The 22,100-nt window shown below is 39.6% G+C and carries 18 protein-coding genes and 1 riboswitch; of the genes, 4 read left to right on the top strand and 14 right to left on the bottom strand.

Features of this window, described 5'->3' with window-relative positions; translation table 11 throughout:
* Positions 1-32: 32 nt before the first annotated feature.
* Positions 33-2,156: a polyribonucleotide nucleotidyltransferase gene (gene pnp, locus KQI58_RS02485; RefSeq protein WP_216406163.1), complete on the bottom strand. Its 2,124-nt coding sequence runs from the start codon at positions 2,154-2,156 to the stop codon at positions 33-35.
* A gap of 393 nt (positions 2,157-2,549) precedes the next feature.
* The gene (gene rpsO, locus KQI58_RS02490) at positions 2,550-2,819 is read right to left on the bottom strand and encodes a 30S ribosomal protein S15 (RefSeq protein WP_010742732.1); all 270 of its coding nucleotides are present in this window, start codon (positions 2,817-2,819) and stop codon (positions 2,550-2,552) included.
* A 266-nt stretch (positions 2,820-3,085) separates the two neighbouring features.
* Between rpsO and def the strand changes: the two genes are divergently transcribed.
* Positions 3,086-3,649 carry a peptide deformylase gene (def, locus tag KQI58_RS02495; protein ID WP_216406165.1) on the top strand — a complete coding sequence of 188 codons (564 nt, stop codon included), beginning with the start codon at positions 3,086-3,088 and terminating at the stop codon, positions 3,647-3,649.
* A gap of 35 nt (positions 3,650-3,684) precedes the next feature.
* On the opposite strand, the gene KQI58_RS02500 is transcribed toward def, so the two are convergent.
* From KQI58_RS02500 to KQI58_RS02510, 3 genes are read right to left on the bottom strand one after another with little or no spacing between them, the layout of a single operon-like run.
* Complete coding sequence (locus KQI58_RS02500) at positions 3,685-4,212, bottom strand: transcription repressor NadR (RefSeq protein WP_216406167.1); 528 nt, start codon at positions 4,210-4,212, stop codon at positions 3,685-3,687.
* Between the two features lies 1 nt (position 4,213).
* Positions 4,214-5,047, bottom strand: a complete 834-nt coding sequence (locus KQI58_RS02505; RefSeq protein WP_367397907.1) for a chorismate mutase — start codon at positions 5,045-5,047, stop codon at positions 4,214-4,216.
* Positions 5,048-5,102: 55 nt separating this feature from the next.
* Positions 5,103-5,801, bottom strand: coding sequence for an NAD-dependent protein deacylase (locus tag KQI58_RS02510; protein WP_216406169.1), 699 nt, complete (start codon positions 5,799-5,801; stop codon positions 5,103-5,105).
* Between the two features lie 342 nt (positions 5,802-6,143).
* A riboswitch (Lysine riboswitch) is annotated at positions 6,144-6,317 on the top strand.
* A gap of 124 nt (positions 6,318-6,441) precedes the next feature.
* Between KQI58_RS02510 and KQI58_RS02515 the strand changes: the two genes are divergently transcribed.
* Together KQI58_RS02515 and KQI58_RS02520 are read left to right on the top strand one after the other, a co-directional pair.
* Complete coding sequence (locus KQI58_RS02515) at positions 6,442-8,040, top strand: ABC transporter permease subunit (protein ID WP_216406171.1); 1,599 nt, start codon at positions 6,442-6,444, stop codon at positions 8,038-8,040.
* A 17-nt stretch (positions 8,041-8,057) separates the two neighbouring features.
* The gene (locus tag KQI58_RS02520; protein ID WP_216406173.1) at positions 8,058-8,801 is read left to right on the top strand and encodes an amino acid ABC transporter ATP-binding protein; all 744 of its coding nucleotides are present in this window, start codon (positions 8,058-8,060) and stop codon (positions 8,799-8,801) included.
* An 18-nt stretch (positions 8,802-8,819) separates the two neighbouring features.
* Here KQI58_RS02520 and KQI58_RS02525 read toward each other — a convergent pair whose 3' ends face one another.
* Entirely contained in the window at positions 8,820-9,425 is a 606-nt protein-coding gene (locus KQI58_RS02525; protein WP_216406175.1) for a TMEM175 family protein, read from the bottom strand.
* A 170-nt stretch (positions 9,426-9,595) separates the two neighbouring features.
* Here KQI58_RS02525 and KQI58_RS02530 point away from each other — a divergent pair, with 170 nt between their 5' ends.
* Positions 9,596-11,098 carry a helix-turn-helix domain-containing protein gene (locus KQI58_RS02530; protein ID WP_216406177.1) on the top strand — a complete coding sequence of 501 codons (1,503 nt, stop codon included), beginning with the start codon at positions 9,596-9,598 and terminating at the stop codon, positions 11,096-11,098.
* A 1,184-nt stretch (positions 11,099-12,282) separates the two neighbouring features.
* Here KQI58_RS02530 and KQI58_RS02535 read toward each other — a convergent pair.
* The 8 genes from KQI58_RS02535 to KQI58_RS02570 all read right to left on the bottom strand — a co-directional run bounded on the left by KQI58_RS02535 (position 12,283) and on the right by KQI58_RS02570 (position 21,909).
* On the bottom strand, positions 12,283-13,002 hold the full coding sequence (locus KQI58_RS02535; RefSeq protein WP_216406179.1) for an ABC transporter ATP-binding protein: 720 nt from the start codon (positions 13,000-13,002) through the stop codon (positions 12,283-12,285).
* A gap of 4 nt (positions 13,003-13,006) precedes the next feature.
* Positions 13,007-15,433: a hypothetical protein gene (locus KQI58_RS02540; RefSeq protein ID WP_216406181.1), complete on the bottom strand. Its 2,427-nt coding sequence runs from the start codon at positions 15,431-15,433 to the stop codon at positions 13,007-13,009.
* Positions 15,434-15,588: 155 nt separating this feature from the next.
* Positions 15,589-16,560, bottom strand: coding sequence for a ribose-phosphate diphosphokinase (locus tag KQI58_RS02545; RefSeq protein WP_067621820.1), 972 nt, complete (start codon positions 16,558-16,560; stop codon positions 15,589-15,591).
* A 97-nt stretch (positions 16,561-16,657) separates the two neighbouring features.
* On the bottom strand, positions 16,658-18,025 hold the full coding sequence (glmU, locus tag KQI58_RS02550) for a bifunctional UDP-N-acetylglucosamine diphosphorylase/glucosamine-1-phosphate N-acetyltransferase GlmU (RefSeq protein WP_216406183.1): 1,368 nt from the start codon (positions 18,023-18,025) through the stop codon (positions 16,658-16,660).
* A 251-nt stretch (positions 18,026-18,276) separates the two neighbouring features.
* Positions 18,277-19,095 (bottom strand): pur operon repressor, encoded by an 819-nt coding sequence (purR, locus tag KQI58_RS02555; RefSeq protein ID WP_216406185.1) that lies wholly within the window; start codon positions 19,093-19,095, stop codon positions 18,277-18,279.
* Positions 19,096-19,433: 338 nt separating this feature from the next.
* Positions 19,434-20,273, bottom strand: a complete 840-nt coding sequence (locus KQI58_RS02560) for a metal ABC transporter permease (protein ID WP_216406186.1) — start codon at positions 20,271-20,273, stop codon at positions 19,434-19,436.
* Positions 20,246-20,926, bottom strand: coding sequence for a metal ABC transporter ATP-binding protein (locus KQI58_RS02565; protein WP_216406188.1), 681 nt, complete (start codon positions 20,924-20,926; stop codon positions 20,246-20,248). The genes KQI58_RS02560 and KQI58_RS02565 overlap by 28 nt, the downstream gene beginning before the upstream one ends.
* A gap of 17 nt (positions 20,927-20,943) precedes the next feature.
* On the bottom strand, positions 20,944-21,909 hold the full coding sequence (locus KQI58_RS02570) for a metal ABC transporter substrate-binding protein (RefSeq protein WP_216406190.1): 966 nt from the start codon (positions 21,907-21,909) through the stop codon (positions 20,944-20,946).
* Positions 21,910-22,100: the final 191 nt, after the last annotated feature.

Consider the following 22,100-nt stretch of genomic DNA (forward strand, 5'->3'; position numbering starts at 1 on the left):
AGAATTGTCAAAGAATAACCTCAATGGTCACACTATTTTTCTGCTTTTTTGCTTTCTTCTTCCTTCAATAAGGCTTTGCGAGAAGCATTTACACGACCTTGACGATCAATTTCCGTCACTTTAACGAGCACTTCGTCTCCTAATTTCAAGACATCTTCTACTTTATTCACACGTTCATTAGCAATTTGTGAAATGTGAACTAAAGCATCTTTACCCTTAATCAAGTTCACGAAAGCACCGAATTTTTCGATTCGAACGACTTTACCTAAGTAAACTTCGCCGACTTTGACTTCTTTTGTCAACTCTTCGATGATCTTAATCGCTTTTTTGATCATGTCTGCATCAGAAGAAGCGATACTTACATTACCGTCTTGATCGATATCGATCTTCACGCCAGTCTCTTCGATGATGCCGTTGATTGTGTCGCCACCTTTACCGATAACTGTTTTGATCTTATCTGGATCGATTTGGATCATTTCAATCTTCGGTGCGTATGGGCTTAACTCTTCACGTGGCGCAGCAATCGTATCAGTTAAGACTTCTAGAATTTCCATCCGCGCTTGTTTTGCTTGAATCAAGGCTTCAGAAAGGATTTGTTCTGTTATCCCTTGAATCTTAATATCCATTTGTAAAGCAGTAATTCCATCTTTTGTTCCGGCAACTTTAAAGTCCATGTCGCCAAGGTGGTCTTCAAGCCCTTGGATATCAGTCAAAATCGTATAGTTTTCACCATCAGATACAAGACCCATTGCAATTCCGGCAACTGGTGCTTTAATTGGCACACCAGCATCCATCAATGCCAACGTACCTGCACAGATACTTGCTTGAGATGAAGAACCATTTGATTCCAATACTTCCGCTACTAGACGGATTGTATAAGGGAAATCTTCTTCACTTGGGATAATTTGTGCCAATGCACGTTCTCCTAATGCTCCGTGACCGATTTCACGACGACCAGGCGAGCCTGCACGTCCAGTTGAACCGACAGAGAATTGTGGGAAGTTGTAATGATGGATGAATCGTTTGCTTTCAACGGTTCCTAAACCATCAATAATTTGATGTTCGCCTAATGGTGCCAAAGTACAAGCAGACAATGCTTGCGTTTGTCCCCGTGTGAATAAGCCTGAACCATGAACCCGTGGTAAAATACCCGTTTCAGCAGCCAATGGACGGATTTCATCTAATTTACGACCATCCGGACGAATTTTGTCGATGGTAATCAATTCACGAACGACATCTTTTTCAAGATCTTCCGCGATTTGTTTTACTTCTTTTGTTAATTGCGCTTCATCTTCATGATCCGCAAATTTTTCAGCGTAAACTTCTTTGACAGTTTCTTTGACTTTTTCGATCTCGTCTTCACGTGCCAATTTATCCATTGTCATTACAGCTGTTTTCATTGTTTGATAATAGCCGTCAAAAATTTCTTTTTTCAGTTCAGGATCAACTTGTAATAAAGAAACTTCCATTTTTTCTTTGCCGACTGCAGCTACGATCTCAGATTGGAAAGCAACCATTTCTTTGATTGCATCAAATCCGAATAATAGTGCACCAAGCATATCTTCTTCAGAAACTTCTTTAGCACCAGACTCTACCATGTTGATGGCTTGTTTAGTCCCAGCAACTGTTAAATCAATATCTGATTCTGCATGTTGTTCGACAGTCGGATTCAGTACATATTCACCATTCACACGACCCACATCGACACCAGCGATTGGTCCGTCAAACGGAATATCTGAAATGGCTAAAGCCAATGAAGAACCAAACATCGCTGCCATTGCTGGAGAGCAATCCTGTTCTACACTCATCACAAAGTTCGTTACTTGGACTTCATTACGGAATCCATCTGCAAACATCGGACGAATCGGACGGTCAATTAAACGGGCAGTCAAGGTTGCGTCTGTACTTGGACGACCTTCACGTTTGATAAAACCGCCAGGGATTTTACCCACTGCATACATTTTTTCTTCATAGTTGATGGTTAATGGGAAAAAGTCGGTATCTTTTGCTTCCTTTGAGGCAACCGCTGCACTCAATACAACTGTGTCGCCATAGCGAACTAAAACTGCGCCGTTGGCTTGTTTGGCAAGTTGACCGATTTCAACTTGCAGAGGGCGTCCGCCCCAAGTGGTTTTGAAAACTTGTTTTTCTGACATAACTTCTCCTTTTCCCTTTGACCAGTGCGACGCTACTAAACAAATGGAAACAGCGAAAAACTTCGCTTCTTGCATTTGGTTAGTAGGGTGACAACACGCCAATCAAAGGTTTTTATTTTTTCTGAGTCAAGCTCAGGATTGTCTCTGCTAAATTTACTATAATCAAACTTTGCAAACTGGGGAAAGTTTAATTAGCAGCTAGCTCATTACTACTGTATGAATTTTTCTAACGTAAAAATTCAGTTGGTTTTCGTACGCATAACATTAGGCTAAACTGCCTGTTCAATACAGTGCATAAAACAATTGCTAGAACTCAAACTTTCGCTACTGCGAAAAGCCTAACTGTCAAAAAAAGTGAGATTCCTAGGAACCTCACTTTAATAGTAGTACGAATTAACGACGTAGTCCTAGACGTTGGATTAATTCACGGTAACGTTGTACTTCGTTCTTACGTAGGTAAGCTAACAAGTTACGACGATGACCAACTTTTTTCATTAGACCGCGGTATGAATGGTGGTCTTTTTTGTGGACACGTGCATGCTCATTTAGTTGATTGATTTCTTCCGTTAATACAGCGATTTGTACTTCTGGAGAACCAGTATCTCCTTCATGGCGAGCAAAGTCATTGATGATTTCGTTTTTACGTTCTTTTGATAATGCCATGGTTTTCACCTCTTCCTTTTTTCTTCCTACGACTGAGTAGAGCGTTGGTGAATCGCCCAACCAAGTGATAGGTGGTGCGCTATGCACACTCTAACACTTTACTCGATTTGCATTAAAAAATCAAGCTGTATAGCAATTTAAAGCGGATTTCTAGAATCATTACAATTTTTTTAAAGAAGCATATTCAAGAAAACAGTTTTTTTACCTTACTTACTTTTTGTGTTAAACTAACGTGATGAAATTATGTCTTGAGAGGAGATTTTTTAATGATCACAATGGATGATATCATTCGGGAAGGTCATCCGACCTTACGGGCAGTTGCCAAAGAAGTCCCGATTCCTCCAACTGCTGAAGATGTGGAGCTTGGAAAAGAAATGCTACAATTTTTAAAAAATAGTCAAGATCCCGTAAAGGCAGAAGAATTAAATCTACGCGGCGGTGTGGGCTTAGCAGCTCCCCAATTAGATATCTCAAAACGGATCATCGCAGTTCATGTTCCTAGCGTTGATCCTGAAAAACCGGAAAATGGTATTAGCACGGTAATGTATAATCCTAAAATTTTGAGCCACTCAGTTCAAGAAGCCTGCTTAGGTGAAGGTGAAGGCTGTCTGTCTGTTGATCGCGAAGTACCTGGCTATGTTGTTCGTGCCGCACGTATTACTGTTTCATATTTTGACGCAGAAGGTGAAAAACATAAGATTCGTTTGAAAAACTATAATGCGATCGTGGTCCAACACGAGATTGACCATATCAATGGCGTCATGTTCTATGACCATATTGATGAAAAAAATCCATTACACTTAAAAGATGGTGTTTTAGTTATCGAGTAGCAGCTAGTTCGTTTTACTGACAAAAACCGTCACGTTTACGCGTGACGGTTTTCTTCATATAAAATGCCCTTATCTGAAAGTGCTTGTTTAATTTCGTTTAAATTCTCTAATGATTCATATGCGATGGTATGTAGATGAATACCTGCGGTCAACTCAGACAAAAGAGTGACTTTTAGTCGTTCAGCTTCTGCAACGAATGCATCGACATCTTGCTGCGTTGCCAAATGCAGACCGCCGACCAACTCCCCATACAATGGATGCTCAACTACCACATCAATTACTTCACCGCCGTTTGCAACGATCGTCTGCAACTCTTCTGCTGTCTGTTCTGGAGAATGCTGGACGGCGATTTTACTGATTAATTTTTCTGATTCACGTTCTAACAAATAGCCACGAGCAGTAGCGATGATGTTCTCACCAGCGGCTCGTAATAAGGCCACATCGCCGACTACGATCTGACGACTAACCCCAAATTCTTTCGCAAAACTCGTTGCGCTGATGGGCTTTTCAGCTTGCTGCAGTGCTTCTAAAATCTCGGCTTTACGTCTTTCACCGTCGATCATGCTATTTCAACCGCCCTTCTTGATAGTTTCTTGACTGTTTCATAATGTCTTTGAAGGTTTCAACAATTGTCTGACGGTACTTTTCATCCTTCACTAAGTCAGAAACCTTTTGTAAAACTGCCTCTTCACGACTAGTATCTAAAACGGCCTTCTTTGTTTCAGCTTTATACGCAGTCACCTCACTAACGGCTGACATTCGTTTCTCTAAAAGTGCTACGATTTCTTGATCAATCCGATCAATTTTTTTTCGTGCATTAGTCAGGGCATCATCCTTATTTTCCTCTTCGATCGTTTTGATGATTCGCGCCGGATTTCCCCCAATTACCACATTGTCTGGAAAAGATTTTGTCACCACTGCCCCAGCCGCTACAACCACGTTATTACCCAACGTTACTCCAGGCGTCACTACAGCCGAGCCGCCGATCCAGACATTATCGCCAATCGTGATCGGCTTGCCCAACTCTTGTCCACTGTTCCGTTTCCCTGGTTCTAACGGATGACTTGCTGTATATAATTGAACATTTGGGCCGAACATACAATTATCCCCAATCGTAATCGGACAGATATCTAAAAAGACATTATGAAAATTGCAATAGAAATTCTCGCCAACAAATATATTGTAGCCATAATCAAAAGAGATTGTCGGTTCTACATATACATGATTCTTCGTCCCGCCAAATGCCTCTTTCACGAATTCTTCACGTTTCTCTCTATCTGATTCTTGATTGATCGCATGTAATTTTAAGCGGGCATCTTTTCGATCTGCTACTAATTCAGGATCGCCTGCAAAATATAATTTGCCAGCAATCATTTTTTCCTTTTCCGTTAACTCCACACAGTTCCCTCCTAATTGATCATAAATCGTTGTTGGTCATCAACAAATAAAATCGCTATACTTTATCAAAAACCGCCGTCCCATTCGTCTGGACGAAATAATACTCACCGGCTAATTGAATTGGCGTTTGATTGATTACTACTACCTCTACGCCTTTACTTTTTTCATAAATTAAATCACAAAACGGATGAACTTGAAAGCTTGTTCCTACAATCACGACAAGCTCGGCATTTTTTACAGCATCAATTGCTTGCTGGATCACTGACTCTTCAAAGCCTTCACCATATAAAACAATATTTGGACGAATTTGTCCCCCACAATTTTTATGATGATCGCTTTGCAGATAATCCTGCCACGCCACTGACCGCTGACACTTGCGGCAATAGCAATCGTAAAGCGAGCCATGAAAATTCACCAACTGTTGGCTTCCTGCAGCCGTGTGTAGACCGTCGATATTTTGCGAGACCACCCAGACATCCTTCGTTTTTTCCATCTGCGCCATCCCCTGATGAATACTATTTGGACGTGCTTCTTCGTGGTATAAGTGTTTAACAAATTGATAAAATTTTTCTGGTTCACGAATTAAACACTCCTTGCTTAATAAGTATTCCGGTGCTTCAAGCCCATGATAAACACCTTGTAACGAACGATAATCTGGAACCCCAGAAGGCGTTGAAACACCCGCTCCCGTTAAAAACGTAATTTTTCTATTTTCCTGAATCTTTTTTACCGCTTGATCAACTGTGATCTCCATTTTTGTCACCTCAAGAATCAGTATAGTATAAATGTAAAAGAAAATAAAAAGGACTCATCTGAATAACTAGGAGTTTTTGTCCGTGATCTGCAGTATCATCTACCAGTCAACATTATCTTTATTAGTAAGCTAAACAAAGAGGTTTTATCAAAACAAAAAAATTGTTCTTTTATTCTTAGAATTATTCTTTATTAGATTTCTTTGTCTTTTTGAACAAATCGAATGATTCAATTTAAAAAAATCATTCAACTTTTTTGTTCATTCCAAATGATTTCCATTGACTTTTTCATTCCTAGCCTTTAGACTGTGAAACATAATAACTGAATACGAGATGCCTCAGAACAATGAGGTAGAGGTCGCGAACCTTATTAACCCTATGGAGTGTAGAGACACGTTGAAATAGGTCTAGGAAGTTTCGCCGAAATGTACAAAATTCTCTTTATTTTGTATGTTGGGACGCAAGCGAATAACTTGCGGACTGTCTTAGCAGTGATGCTAAGTTGCGCTATGTTTTTGTGAGAGGGAACATCATCTTCTTATTATCTGCAAGCGGCCTTATACACGAATCGGCGGCTTTTTTTGTTGCAGATTTTCAAAGACAGCCCTACCCAATCTCGTGATTTCAAGAAAGGGAGAAATTATGAATAGAAGAAAATTTTCAGTTATCGCACTCATCGCATTATTTATTTCATTTCTAGGAGCCCCATTAGTCACTCGGGCAGACGAAAAGACACCTGAAGGAGAATTACGGGTCGGCATGGAAGCTGGATACGCCCCTTTCAACTGGACACAAAAGGATGATCGGAATGGCGCCGTGCAGATTCAAGGCGATAAAGCCTATGCTGGCGGCTATGACGTACAAATGGCGAAAAAAATCGCTGATAAAATGAATCGGAAATTAGTCGTAGTCAAAACCGAATGGGACGGTCTATTACCAGCTCTTCAATCAGGTAAAATTGATGCCATCATCGCCGGGATGTCTCCAACGGCTGAACGACGCAAAGAAGTCGACTTTTCTGATCCTTATTATGAATCACAATTAGTCATCGTCACGCGCAAAGACACTAAATATGCTAAAGCGACGTCAATTAAAGATTTTGCTGGCGCAAAGGTCACCGCACAATTAAGTACATTCCATTATGATGTTATTCCACAAATTCCGGATGTAAAAAAACAGGAAGCTATGGATAACTTTCCAGCAATGCGAGTCGCTTTAGAATCCGGCACCATTGATGGTTACGTCAGCGAACGACCTGAAGGCGTGACTGCTGAAAGCGTCAATCCAGATTTGAAGATGGTAGAATTCGATAAGGCAAATGGTTTCCAAACCAATCCAGAAGATGTTCAAGTTTCTGTTGGGATGCGCAAAGGTGATCCTGATATGGCGCAAGTCAATCAAACACTGACCGGCATTTCACAGGACGAACGTGTTGAAATCATGGACCAAGCGATCAAAGACCAACCTGCTTCTGATGAAACACAAAGTTCTTCTGGTAAAAAGGAAAATGTATTTGTTCGTATCTTAAAGCAAAATGGCTCCATGTTCCTACGCGGTACAGGGATGACCTTACTACTTGCAATCGTAGGGACAACCGTTGGGACTTTGATCGGCTTACTAATCGGAGTCTTCCGGACGATTCCTGAATCAGATAACTCCGCAAAACGTGGATTGCAGAAAGTTGTTGGCTGGTTACTAAACGCTTACATCGAAATTTTCCGCGGCACACCAATGATCGTTCAATCAGCCGTAATCTATTACGGAATCGCTATGGCCTTTGGAATTGACTTAAATCGGACTGCTGCTGCTTTGTTCATCGTTTCAATCAACACCGGTGCTTACATGTCAGAAATCGTTCGTGGCGGAATCTACGCTGTCGATCAAGGACAGTTTGAAGCTGCACACGCTATTGGAATGACACATGGACAAACGATGCGCAAAGTAGTCTTACCGCAAGTATTACGGAACATTTTACCAGCGACTGGGAATGAATTAGTAATCAATATTAAAGATACCTCTGTTTTAAGTATCATTTCTGTTTCTGAACTGTTCTTCCAAGGGAAGTCTGCTGCTGGAACAAACTACATGTTCTTCCAGACCTACTTCATCATTTGTGTAATCTACTTCGTATTGACCTTCACGGCAACTCGTATTCTACGAGTAGTTGAGAAGAAAATGGATGGCCCTTCAGCCTATGTCCGTTTAGATGATGTTGATGTAGCCGTTGGCGAAGATAAATAGTTTAAAGGAGGATCATTATGAGTAGTATCATTGAAATCGAACATTTGAAAAAAAGCTTCGGCGATAACCTCGTCTTAAAAGATATCAGCATGAATGTCAATAAAGGAGAAGTCGTGACCATTATCGGCGCGTCTGGATCAGGAAAATCGACTTTCCTGCGTTGTATTAATTTATTAGAAACACCCACAGATGGAAAAATCATGTATCGGGGGGAAAATGTTTTAACACCTGGATACAACTTGCCAAAATACCGCACTCATCTGGGAATGGTGTTTCAATCTTTCAATCTCTTCAATAACATGAACGTTTTGCAGAACTGTATGAGCGGTCAAGTGACGGTTCTTGGTCGCAAAGAAGAGGAAGCAAAAAAAATCGCGTTGGAAAACTTGGAAAAAGTAGGCATGGATCGATTTGTCGATGCAAAACCTGCACAATTATCAGGTGGTCAAAAACAACGAGTTGCAATTGCTCGTGCTTTATCAATGAATCCGGAAGTCATGCTCTTCGACGAACCAACTTCTGCCCTTGATCCAGAAATGGTCGGGGATGTTTTACAGATTATGAAAAAATTAGCAGAAAGCGGCCTGACGATGGTCATTGTCACTCATGAAATGGCCTTTGCCAAAGAAGTTTCTGATCGCGTCATCTTCATGGACCAAGGAGTGATCGCTGAACAAGGAGCACCTGAAGACATTTTCGGTAATCCCAAAGAGGCGCGAACCAAAGAATTCTTACATCGGGTCTTACATCCGCAAGCATAAAAAAAGCGGCAGAAGTTTTCAGCTTCTGTCGCGATTTTTTTGTCCGAATACCTTTTGGTAGTATTCATCTGCTTTACGATAAGAAACAACCCAAATACCGGAAACCAAAAAACGACCAAAGATTCCGATTGGCGGAAAAATAAAAACACCTGCTAAAACAGCTAAATTGATCACCATCGATAGTTTGCTTCGCTGATCTCTTTTTAAAACAGTCGCCACGTGACTGGTAGGATTGTTAGCTTTAATCAACTGCCTTGATAATACACCATACGAAAAGCTCCACATCGTGAAAACTGCTACATAAGAAAATTCTGGCCAAAAATAGTCAGGATTCCGACCTACCCAACTAGTAACTGCCGGGCACAAAGTTAGCCAAAATAACCAAAAAATATTTGCCCAAATGACACGATAATTTATTTTTTCAGCCATTTGCATCATCCGGTGGTGGTTCACCCAAATGACCGCAACAAAAACGAAGCTAACAACATAGGCGAACAAAGTATTGGTAATGCTCAACAAGGAAGCTAGTGATGGCGCGTCTGGTATCTGAATATCTAAAACCAAGACGGTCAAAACAATTGCAACGACCCCGTCTGTAAATGCTTCTAAACGCGACTTTGTCATTTTTTCACCTTCTTTCTTAGAATAGCATGAAAATTGTTTTTCTCTATATGATATTACTCACTTTTTATTGGTTAATAACTGACAGGTTTTGGCAAATAAAGTACAATAAAGAAGAAATATGCTTAAAAAAATTCAGATTAATGACCGAATTTAATAAAGGAGGAAAACAGATGTTATATGAGGAACTTATGTTTGATGCGTCGCTCCTCTTGCGTTTTAATATCTTTAAATACTTAAACCAATCTACCAAAAAGATTTTAGCAATCAGTCAATTGTCAGAAGATTTAGATTTAAATTATCAGCAAAGCGTCATTGAATTGAATGAAATAGACCAAGAATTAGCAGAAATACGTCCGGATCACGAAACAATCATGATGCGAGCCGGCAAGCTGAATCTAGAAAATCTCAATGTCACCGTTGATGAATATCGTTATCACTTATTGCAGCAAGCTGTACCGTTTCAGTTCATCCTATACTTCTTAAATGAAGACAATCCAACAATCGAACAATTTTGTGAAAAGTATTTTGTGAGTCGTTCCACAGTTTCTCGGAAAATCGATAAATTGAAAAAGCACCTGAAACGCTTCAATATTCGCTTTACATATACAGAGGCCGGTATGTCCGGCGATGAACGCTTGATTCGTTTAGCCTTGTTTGATCTTTTATGGCTAGGAACTCGTGGAATTGAATGTCCAGTGGATGTCGACAAGCATCAATTAACTAAAATCATTGATACCTATAAAGACTATTTCCCGTTATCACGTACTTACTTCGGTACTCAAGAAATCAAATTATTTACTAGCATTAATATGGTACGGGTAAAAAATAAGAAATTTGCTAAATATGATCCACGATACAATTTCTTGATGAAGGACAATCCGTATTATGATTTCACATCATTACGTGATTTAGTCGATGTGCCAATGACGACTCGCCAATTGAAGGGCGAATCCAGTTTCATTTATTTCTTGGCTCACTATTCACCATTTTATACGATTCGTGATGATCAAAGTATGAAACAAACCATCCATGATTTTGATACACGGCCAAATCCAGTAAATGATTTCGTAACAGAGTTTCAAAACTTTGCTAAAAAAGTTTTATTCCCGGATCGACCTGAAATAATGGATGATCCATTGGTTGTTTCGAATATGTTGAACATCACCTTTGGTTACTTTATTTTCCGCCAGCCATTCCCAAGCATGATTGAGCTGGTCTTAGATCCAAATGCTAAGCAAACCCGAGGCGAATATATTTTATTCCAAAACATTCAAAATTTCATGCAAATGACGAAGGAAAATCCATCCTACAGCTTTATCAGTTCGGTTCATCCGATGATTACACGAGCCTTTAAACGCTTGTTATTGCCTTACTTTAATCAATTTCCTTACGCACACAACCTAAAAGTAGGGGTTGCATTAGAGCACAATGCGATTTTCGTTCGCGACCTGTATCGTTTTCTTGAGGACTTGCGCTTCATTGATGCTGAACCATACGATGTGTCATTGAAGGATGATTATGATTTGATCATCAGTTCTTCTTCCCTACTAAGAAAGGAAAAACCAAATATTCCATTGTTCCAATTGGATTTTCCGTATACAAAAAATGAACTCGTTCCATTATATATAGAATTGCGTAATATTTACGATAAGAAAAACCGTGTTTACGAGTAAATTGCTATTAAAGGCGAAGACAACAACTTCTATCAAGCTGTTGTCTTCGCCTTTTATTTTTCATTTCATAAAATTATTGGGTTAAAGAATTATAACAACTTCTTTTAGTTAATATAATTGGATTTTTTACACAAGTCTAAAATAATGATGTGAAAGTATATAAGTTTTAGTGAATTTTATTTTTTATAAAATTAATGGTTTCGCTAGTCTTTCATCATATTTTATTCATAAGTAGTTGCTATTATATAAGCATACCAACAAACAACCCTAACACTTTTTCATTTTTTAACTCCTTTGCTCGTCGGCCACCCACCGACGAGCTCTTTTTTTTGAAAATAATTTATAATATTTCGGCCAAGTTAATTAATATTCAATTTCTTTATAAAACTTTTAATTTTCAAACAATCATCGTTCACACTTTTTTCACATATCGTTGCTATTATATAAGTATACCAACAAACAACCCTAACACTTTTTCATTTTTTAACTCCTTTGCTCATCGGCCACCCACCGATGAGCTCTTTTTTGTTTTGACTTGCTGTATAGTCATGTAGAAGCTTGAACTGCACAATCAAATGAAAAATATTTTTAAACTTCAATATATTAATGAAAATATCCGCATAAGAAATTAGCTGTTCTTTTTGATCTAGCTATTAATGAGTGATTCAACTTTATTTCGACCTACTTTTTTTACTCTTCTGCCAAGCTTCGTTCATAAATAATTCACATCTCGTTGCTATTATATAAGCATACCAACAAACAACCCTAACACTTTTTCATTTTTTAACTCCTTTGCTCATCGGCCACCCACCGATGAGCCCTTTTTTTGTTCTTTTTAACGATTAAAGAGACTAATAATACTTATCCACAACCTCTGTGGATAAATTCTATTAGTCTATGTGTTTACTGCTCTATGTCTACTAAACTTTATTTCGACCAATTTTTTTTAATCTTCTGCCAAGCTTCATTCATAAATAATTCACATCTCGTTGCTATTATATAAGCATACCAACAAACAACCCTAACACTTTTTCATTTTTTAACTCCTTTGCTCATCGGCCACCCACCGATGAGCCCTTTTTTTGTTCTTTTTGATAGTGTGACAGCTTAGTGGGAATAGGTTTGAAATTCGATATAAAGAAAATAAGAGAGCCCCCGATTTTCAGGACGCCCTCTTATTTTGATTAAACCTCCAACATTTTCTCTGCAATCTGAGCTTCACTTCCAGTGGTGTTGATTAATCGATCATAGATTTGACCGTCCTTCAAGAAGATGACCTCTTTAGCCGCCTGAGCAACTTTGCTGTCATGGGTGATCATAACAATAGTGATGCCTAATTCTTGATTAATCCGCTGAAAAATGTTGATTACTTCAGCGCCAGCATTGCTGTCTAAATTTCCAGTTGGTTCATCTGCTAAAATAATTCGCGGCTGATTCATCAATGCTCGGCAAATCGCAGCCCGTTGCTTCTCTCCTACCGACAGTTCCTGAGGAAGCTTTTCCAATAGATGTTCAATTCGCAGCACTTGAAAGAATTGCTGCATTCGCTCTTCTGATTTTGTAACATCTTGCTTGTCCAAAATTGCGGGTAAAAGAATATTTTCCCGCACAGTGATACTTTCCATCAAATTGAAATCCTGAAAAACGAAGCCAATCTTTCTTCTGCGAATGTCAGAAATTTCATCTGGAAAAAGTTCATGCGTTAGTCTTTCCTCAAAAAAGACATCTCCAGTGGTTGGTGGGTGCATCAGCCCCAATATTTTCAACAAAGTGGTTTTTCCACAACCAGAGCGACCCATGATACAAGTAAAATCGCCAGGGGCGATCAGCAAATCGATTCCCTTTAAGACTTCTTGCTGTCCATAATTTTTAGTAATACTTACGGCTTTTATAATTGGCGTCATTTGCTTACCTCCACTTTTCAATTCTGCGATAGATCAAGCTTGCGATAATCCCCCAAGCGAGCAGGTAAATCCCATAATCCAATAAAAAGATACGTCCGAAGTGCAGCCATTCTGACATCGAGAAGAAGCGCAGTCTTCCCATGATTCCGATAAAACCCAGACTAAGCAGAAAACCAACAGCTAATGGTAAGACTGTGAAGAATCCAACCTGACGCTTCAAAACACCTCGCTGTTCCTTCTGTCGCATACCTAATTGATCCAACAACCGTCTGCGTTCGATCAAACGAGTTTCTTCGCTTTCAAATTTGGCTACTATCAAACCCACACTCATGAAGGTACAGATGGCTATGGTAAAAATTAAAAGCAAAACTTGTAGATAATTTTCAGAGACAACATTACTTTTCCGTTGCATCTTTTCATATACCGGTTCGATCGTATCATCCCAACGCTTGTCGTCTGCATATTTTTGATTTAAAAAATTTAATGAGTGAATAATTTTTTTATCTCCATGAATCAAAAACAACTGATTCGGTTGATTCTCTTTAGCCAAAGTCGCGAATTCTTCATCTGCAAAAACTAGAATATTCTCTTGTAGACCTCGTTGAAACATGCCGGTTAATATTAAGCGTTCTTGACTTTTAATCGTACGCATCGGGAAAATCAAATCAACATTGGTTGTGTTGTAGCTCTCTAACGGTGTACCAATTCGTAACCGTGGGCGAACGCTCTGCGGGTCCCAATCAATCGGTTGTCCACGGATACTAATGGCCTGTTGATAAACGACATGCCACTGCCCTTTTTTTAAACGCAAAGGATGTTCCTTCAAGTTATTAGCCTGGCGTAATTGTTGATAAGTCGATTCAGATACCCCGATATGCTGTCCTTGAATAAACATCACCGGCCGCACCGTACCAAAAGTTTCCCATTCCGGATCACCATCCACAGACGTTACTGGAAAGAAAGGATAGCTTTTCCACAGGGCCTTTTCCTGATTCAATGACTTTTCAACTTGTTGAAATTCTGATGGCTTAACCTTCGCTACCACTTCATATGGGAATAAATTACCAACAGTTGTTTGTTGAAACGTGACCAATCGAGGCAGAAAAATCCCCACTATCAGGACTTGTAATAGAGATATTAACATGAGGACATTGATACTTTTGTGAAAACGATAAAATAGATCATTACGAGAAAGCAGCAGAGCAATTTTTCCTCGTTTACGTTTTACATAAAGACCACCCATACCAAGGAACAATCCCCACAAAGCAATGATAAGCGTACTAATAACTAACAAGGTTTCTGCAGATTTCCGTCGATGGAACCACCAGAAAGTAACGACTAGTGCCAGCAGGCCAATTAACAGAAATAGTGGTGACAAACGGTAATTTGGCCGGTCTGGTTTTGTTTGCTCTCTCGGCCTAAATTGAATCAAACGCAAGATTTTTTCCTGATGGAAGGCCATCGCCAAGATAATTAACCCTGTGTATAACAATAAGGCCCAATCGATACTAGTAAATTCTCTAGTAATCAGTAAGCCAAGACTTCCTCCAATCAACACTCCCGCTAAAGCACAAAGACTAAATTCTTCAATCAGCATAATTAAAAACGTTTTTTTCCGGATTCCAAGCTGAATGAATAGCTCCATATGCTTTGCCTTAAAATCAATATATAAGCCATCCATAAATGACAGGAACAATAGTAACAAGACCAAAAGAACGCCACCGGACTCGATAAAAATACGTAGGAGACCCGTTTTATTAAAAATTGTCTCTTGAGTGTGACTGCCGCTAAATTCATGATAGGCGAAAAAAAGAACTACTAATGCAAAGAAAACTAAGGTATTCGCAAAAATCAGTAAGAAATAGTTTTTACGATAGAAACGGAAATTTTTTCGAATAATCTGATGGAATGCCGGTGGATATTTTCCTGGAAAAGCCAAACGTCGCTTACGATCTTCATTATAATGCTTCTCAATTTTCTGCGACTCAGCGTATTTTCGATCTCGTTCGATTTTATCATCCAAATAGCGATTGAAGAGAAATTCTAACGCACCGACTATAAGAAGCAGAACCAACCAAATGCTGCTGGAATAGAATTGAATGAAAATAAAATAGAAGAACATTGTGAAATAAAGCCAGGCGACTTTGGCAGATTGCAAGAGGACGACTTTTCGATGGCAGGTTATCAATAAGCTGTCGAAGACGTAGGCTAGCAGTAATAATAGAAACGCACCTGTGCCGACTAACACACCGATGCCAGAAGAGAACTCCGTTTGCCAAAAATGCAGAAAATTTCCGCTGATCAAGCTGCGAATCCAAACCTCGACTAAGCTAAATTGCTGATTCACACCGCCGATTATTTTGAGAAATACTGCGATTATTAGCATTCCATAGCCCGCAGCCATAGAAATCCGATCCATTCTTTTTTCCATGATGCCCTCCTCAATTCCATTCTTCTACTTATTATCATATCAGAAGGAATCCAGTTAGAAAGCGTTTAATCAAATTTCTTTGATCAGCCAAAATTTTCAAAAATAGCTTGGAAACAAAAAGAGGCACCCCAGCTGGAGTACCTCATAGAATAGATTTATTTTTTATGTGTTTCGAACAATGGGCTAACTGGTTTGTTTTCGTGGATACGTTTGATCGCATCACCCATTAATTCACCGACACTGATTTCATCGATCTTATCGATTTTGCGTTCATCAGATAAGTAGATTGAATCTGTTACGACTAAATGCTCGATCGCTGAATCTTGAATCCGTTGCATTGCTGGACCAGATAGGACCGGATGAGTACATGAAGCGTAAACTTTTTTTGCACCCGCTTCTTTTAACGCGTTCGCAGCTAAAGTAATCGTACCTGCTGTATCGATCATATCATCGATGATGACACAGGTTTTGCCATCGACTTTACCGATAATATTCATCACTTCGGCAACATTCGCTTTTGGACGACGTTTGTCGATAATTGCGATTGGTGCTTTTAAGAATTCGGCTAATTTACGGGCACGTGTTACCCCACCATGGTCAGGTGAAACAACCACGACATCGTCGCCGCAAATTCCTTTTTCTAAGAAATAATCAGCAATCAATGGTGCACCCATTAAATGATCCACAGGGATATCAAAGAACCCTTGGATTTGAGAAGCATGGAGATCTAAAGTCAATAGACGTGTTGCACCAGCTTTTTCGATCATGTTTGCAACAAGTTTAGCAGTAATTGGTTCCCGTGCACGTGCTTTACGATCCTGACGGGCATAACCGTAATAAGGCATTACGACGTTGATTGTTTTGGCACTCGCACGTTTCAAGGCATCGATCATAATCAAAAGTTCCATCAGATTATCATTTACCGGACTACTTGTAGACTGAACGACATAAACATGACAGCCACGAATACTTTCTTCAATATTTACTTGAATTTCACCATCGCTAAATTGGGTAACTGAACTTTTTCCTAGTTCTACACCAACTTCTTCAGCAATTTTCTCAGCTAGGGGACGATTTGAATTCAAAGCAAAAATTTTCAATCTTGGATCAAAATAATGTTTCGACATGGGGACCTCCACTTTCTTTTTAAGCATACGCTACCGATTATATACCATTTCAAATAAAATACTAGTCATTTCCATTTAAGAAATCAAGAGAATTCCCTTAAAATGGCAATCGACTCGCATAACCTTCTTTGTTTACCTGACGAGCACGAGCAATTGCCATGTCGCCTTCAGCAATATCGTCAGTAATCGTTGAACCTGCTGCTGTCACACTATTATCAGCGATATTGACTGGTGCAATAATATTTGTACCGGAACCGATAAAGACATGGTCGCCCACATTGGTGTGATGTTTATTCTTGCCATCGTAATTAACAAAAACAACACCGCAGCCGACATTGATATCTTTTCCAAGCGTTGCATCGCCAACATAGGTTAGATGACCTACTTTGGTATTTTCACCGATCGTGGCTTTTTTAACTTCTACATAATTTCCGATATGGGCATTTTCGCCGATATCTGCTTTTGGACGTAAATGAGCGTGTGGGCCAACATCCGCATTTTTTCGAACGATTGCTTCTTCGATGACCGAAGATTTGATTTCCACATTGTCCTCAATCGTGCTATCGACAATTTTTGAATGGGCGCCGATAATACAATCAGAACCAATCACTGTATTTCCTTGAATTTGCACACCCGGTTCGATAATGGTATCAGAACCAATCTCGATACCTGCATCAATATAAGTCGTGGCAGGATCAATGAACGTCACTCCATTTACCATGTGCTGCTTGTTGATGCGGCGACGCATCAATTCATTCGCATTTGCTAAAGCGATCCGATCATTGACGCCCAATGATTCTTCAAAATCATCCGTTTTGTAAGCGGCGACCGTTTGACCGTCATTTTTCAAAATCTCAACAATGTCGGTTAAGTAGTATTCGCCCTGTGCGTTGTTAGTACCGATTTTTTCTAAGGCCGCAAATAATTGTTCATTATCAAAACAGTAGGTTCCTGTATTGATTTCTTGAGTCCGAGCTTCTTCTGGAGTTGCGTCTTTTTGTTCAACAATTTTTTCCACGATGCCGACATGGTCGCGTAAAATGCGGCCGTAGCCTGTTGGATCTTCTGCATGAGCAGTCAGGATTGTCGCACTAGCCTTTTTACCTTGATGATAATCAAATAGATTATTCAATGTTTGCGTGGTAAGTAATGGTGTATCCCCACTAATAACTAAAGTCGTCCCTTGCTTGCCCTTTAAAAACTCTGCCGCTTGCATTACCGCGTGACCCGTTCCAAGCTGCTCTGCTTGCAGTGCATATTGACTGCGATCACCTAATTGTTCCTTGACCATTTCCGCACCGTGTCCAACAATTGTCACGATGTCTGTTGGCTGTGTTTCAACTACCCGCTCAATAATGTGTTCAACCATCGGTTTTCCTGCAACCGGGTGCAAGACTTTGTATAATTTTGATTTCATACGAGTTCCCTTACCCGCAGCTAAAATAATCGCATAACGATTTTCCAAAAGAAGTCACTCCTATTTCGTTTTAATGTATTCATTTTTTCGAGAAAAAATGAGTTTGTTCCTCAACACGTATATCATTCTACTAATATACTAAAAGTATAAGTAGAACTGACATCCTATTTCGTTTTAATGTATGCATATTTTGAATTCCGTAGTTCATTTTACTAGCCACACGCAAAAAAGGCTAGCTCATTAGACTCTCTCAAAGAAAAAATCTAGAGGGAGTCTTAAAAACCTAGCATTTTTATCATCTAGTTATCGAAACAATTGCCAGGTACGACACTGATCGTTTTCGTACTGGTATCAACATCTTGAACAAATAACAAGGAATTATAGTCGTCGATAGCCCGTTCGCCTTTAAACTTAGATTCAGCAAAAACAGTGATTCCTACAAGTTCCGCTTCGAATTCTTCAATCAGGCTCTTCATACCATTGACAGTTCCGCCGCCCTTCATAAAATCATCCACGATCAACACTTTCGATCCGCGTTTTAAGCTGCGTTTTGACAACTCCATTTTTTCGATCCGCTCGGATGAACCAGAAACATAGTTCACACTAACTGTTGAGCCTTCTGTAATTTTTGAGTCGCGACGAACAATTACGAACGGGGCATTCAAATAGTAAGAAACTGCTTGAGCGATTGGCACGCCTTTGGTAGCAACTGTCATGACTGCATCAACTTTTTTATCTAAATATTGAGCCGCAATGATTCGGCCAACTTTACGTAATAAGTCAGGCTGACCCAACATATCAGATAAATACACATATCCGCCTGGCAATAAACGATCTTCTTCAGACAAACGCTCGGCCAAAGATTCGATATATTCTTGTGCTTCTGCATCAGTAATACTTGGTGTAAAGACGACACCGCCGGCAGCCCCGGGAATCGTTTCTAAAAACCCTGTTCCTCGTTCCTTAAAGGTTTTCTTTACAATCGCTAAGTCTTCACTGATAGAAGATTTTGCTGAACCGTATCGAGCCGCAAAAAAAGTCAATGGGATCAAATCATGTGGATGATCCAACAAATATTGTGTCATGTCGATTAATCGTTCACTTCGACGCACTTTCACGTAATTCACTCCAATTTCAATTTAATGTATTTTTTCCTGATGAAAAATTTTGATACCACACGCATGTCATTCTTCTACTTGCATTAAAGAAGAGCATTGACAGCCTATTCTGATTTATCGTTTCCCATTATAAGGGTTTAGCTGATAAAATTCGAGCATTTTCTCGTTTTAAAGTTTAAAAGTTCGGAATTTATTAATTATTTCGCAAAAAAAGAGGAAAAGCTTTCGCTTTCCTCTAATTTTCTCAGTTATGCTTTTACCAATTTATCAATTGATGCTATCAGTCGATAAATATTTTACGTGCGAAAGTTCGCTTTTTCGGTCTTTAAAAATCACGATTATTCCGAGTTAGCCGTCCTCTGTTTTCGCTGAACTAAGATTCGTAATTGACGAATACCGTTGATTACTAAGAATAATAGGATAAAACCAAGTGTGATCGTTGCACCAGGCGGTGTATCTAAATAATAAGAACCAGTCAGACCACCAATCATTCCAATAAAGCCGACAAGTACGCTGACGAAGATCACAATATTAAAACTCTTTCCTACTCGCATGCCGATTGCCGCTGGCAGTACCATGATGGCTGAGATTAACAAGGCTCCTGCGATTGGAATCATAATTGCAATAGCTACGCCCGTCACAACATTAAAAATCATTGACATCATACGCACAGGTAAGCCGTCAACTGCTGCGATATCTTCATCAAAGGTTAATACATACATAGGTCGCTTGAATAGCAGGAATAAAATACCGACTAAAACAAAGAGAATTCCTAAAAAGATCACCTGTTGCCAAGTAATCGTCACGATTGAACCGAATAGATACGACTGGATGCTGACTGCCGAGCTTCCCGGTGCTAAGCTCATTAATACCAATGCGATAGCTAACCCGGCGGCCATTAAGATCGCAATGGAAATCTCCGAATAAGAGCTGTACATATTCTGCAAATATTCCATGATAATCGCAGCAACGACTACGACTAACAATGTTGTTCCTGTGGGGTTTAGGTTTAAGAAGAAACCTAACGCCACCCCTGCTAGCGAAACATGAGATAAGGTATCCGCCATTAAGGACTGGCGTCGAATCACTAGAAAAACGCCTAGTATTGGCGCGATCCCGGCAATAAAAATCGCGGCTAGGAAGGCCCGTCTCATGAATTCATATGAAAGCAACGCCATTTTGAGTTCTCCTTTCGCACCAGTCGAATGTGGCGATCAATATATTTTTTCGTATCCTCGTGATCGTGGGTGATCATTAAGATACTCTTACCGTGCACATGGGCACTGTGTCGTAATAAATTATAAAAATCATTACGGGATTTTTCATCCATTCCAGTCGTTGGCTCATCTAAGATAAATAGATCAGGGTCTTTGGCGAATAACCGCGCCAAACTGATCCGCTGTTTTTGTCCACCAGATAATTCTCCGACCTTCTTGTGACGCATATTCCACATATCCACTGACTCTAACGCCTTTTGTACATGTTCATGGTCGCGGTCAGATAATTTTTTGAACCATTTTCCTTGAGGATAACGGCCAGACTCCACCAACTCTAAAACAGTACTAGGAAAGCCCGCATTGAAGGAAGCTACCTGCTGCGGAATGTACCCAATGCTCAATTTTTTGCCTTCAGCATTTCTCTTCGCAATCGTTACTTTCCCGCTGCTAGGCTTTAATAGACCTAATGTCGCTTTGATCAATGTCGATTTTGCGGCACCATTTTCTCCAGTTAAAATGACAAACTCGCCGGGGTCAACATGATAGGACACGTTTTCTAATACAGGCTCATTGTCATAATAGAATGAGAGGTCTTCCACCTCGATATACGACATTTTTTTCGCTCCTTTTACTAATGAATACTTTCCTTCAATGCGGTCAAATTCTCACGCATCACAGAAAGATAATTTTCTCCATCTTTGATTTGTTTATCTGTCAAACTTTCTAACGGATTCAAAACTTCCAATTTCACGCCAGTTTCTTTAGACAAAGTTTCAGCAACTTTTGAAGAAGCATTCTCTTCAAAATAAATGACTTTGACTTGGTTATCATCCACATAATGCTTTAACTCGCTCAAACGACTTGGTGAAGGTTCTTGATCCGGGGAAATTCCCGCAATCGCTTCTTGCGTTAAGCCATACTGATTAGCTAAATAGCCAAAAGCCGCATGCTGCGTCACAAAAGTTTTATTCTTCGCATCCTTAAATGCCGTTTGATACTCTTCATCTAATGTCTTTAATTCATCAATATAACTTGCTGCATTTTTATCAAACGCTGCTTTGTCATCTGGATATTTTTTACTTAATTGATCACGAATCGTTTCAACCTCTTTGATTGCCAAAGCTGGGTCTAACCAAACATGTGGATCTAAATCATGTGAGTGTCCGTGTTCCTCATGCTCTTGGGCATCATGATCATGTGCTTCTTCGTGGTCATGCTCTGCGCCTTCCATCAATTTGATATCTTTAGAAGCTTGAATGATCTTCGTTTGCTTCGTATCAATCGTATCCGTTAAATTATCTGTCCACGTCTCTAGCTCTGGGCTATTGTACACAAATACATCAGAATCTGAAATTTTTGCCAAGTCCTTGGCTGAGGGTTCAAAATCATGGGGTTCGGTACCTGCGGGAATCAGCAATTCCACATCGCCTTTATCTCCAACCACTTGTTTGGTGAATTCGTACATTGGGTAAAATGTCGTCATCACCTGAATGTTATCATTCGATGACGCTTCTTTTTTCTCTTGACCACCGCAAGCAGTCAGCAAAACAGATAGTACCACAGTTCCCAGTAAAAGTAGTCCTTTTTGCATCTTCATCTATCTAAACACCTTCTCTTCTCGTTTTAAGACAAAGATTAATTTAACAGATGTTTTTCTATCCGTCAACACAAAACGTAAAAATTACGATTTGCATCAAAATAATGCTGTTAAACCGTAATATAAATGAGACTCCATTCATATGAAAAGACAAACCTGTATTCGCTTCGAATTCAAAAAAGCGTTATTTT

Origin of the sequence: Enterococcus raffinosus (genome assembly GCF_018917525.1) — a bacterium.
GTDB classification, from domain to species: domain Bacteria; phylum Bacillota; class Bacilli; order Lactobacillales; family Enterococcaceae; genus Enterococcus_A; species Enterococcus_A raffinosus_A.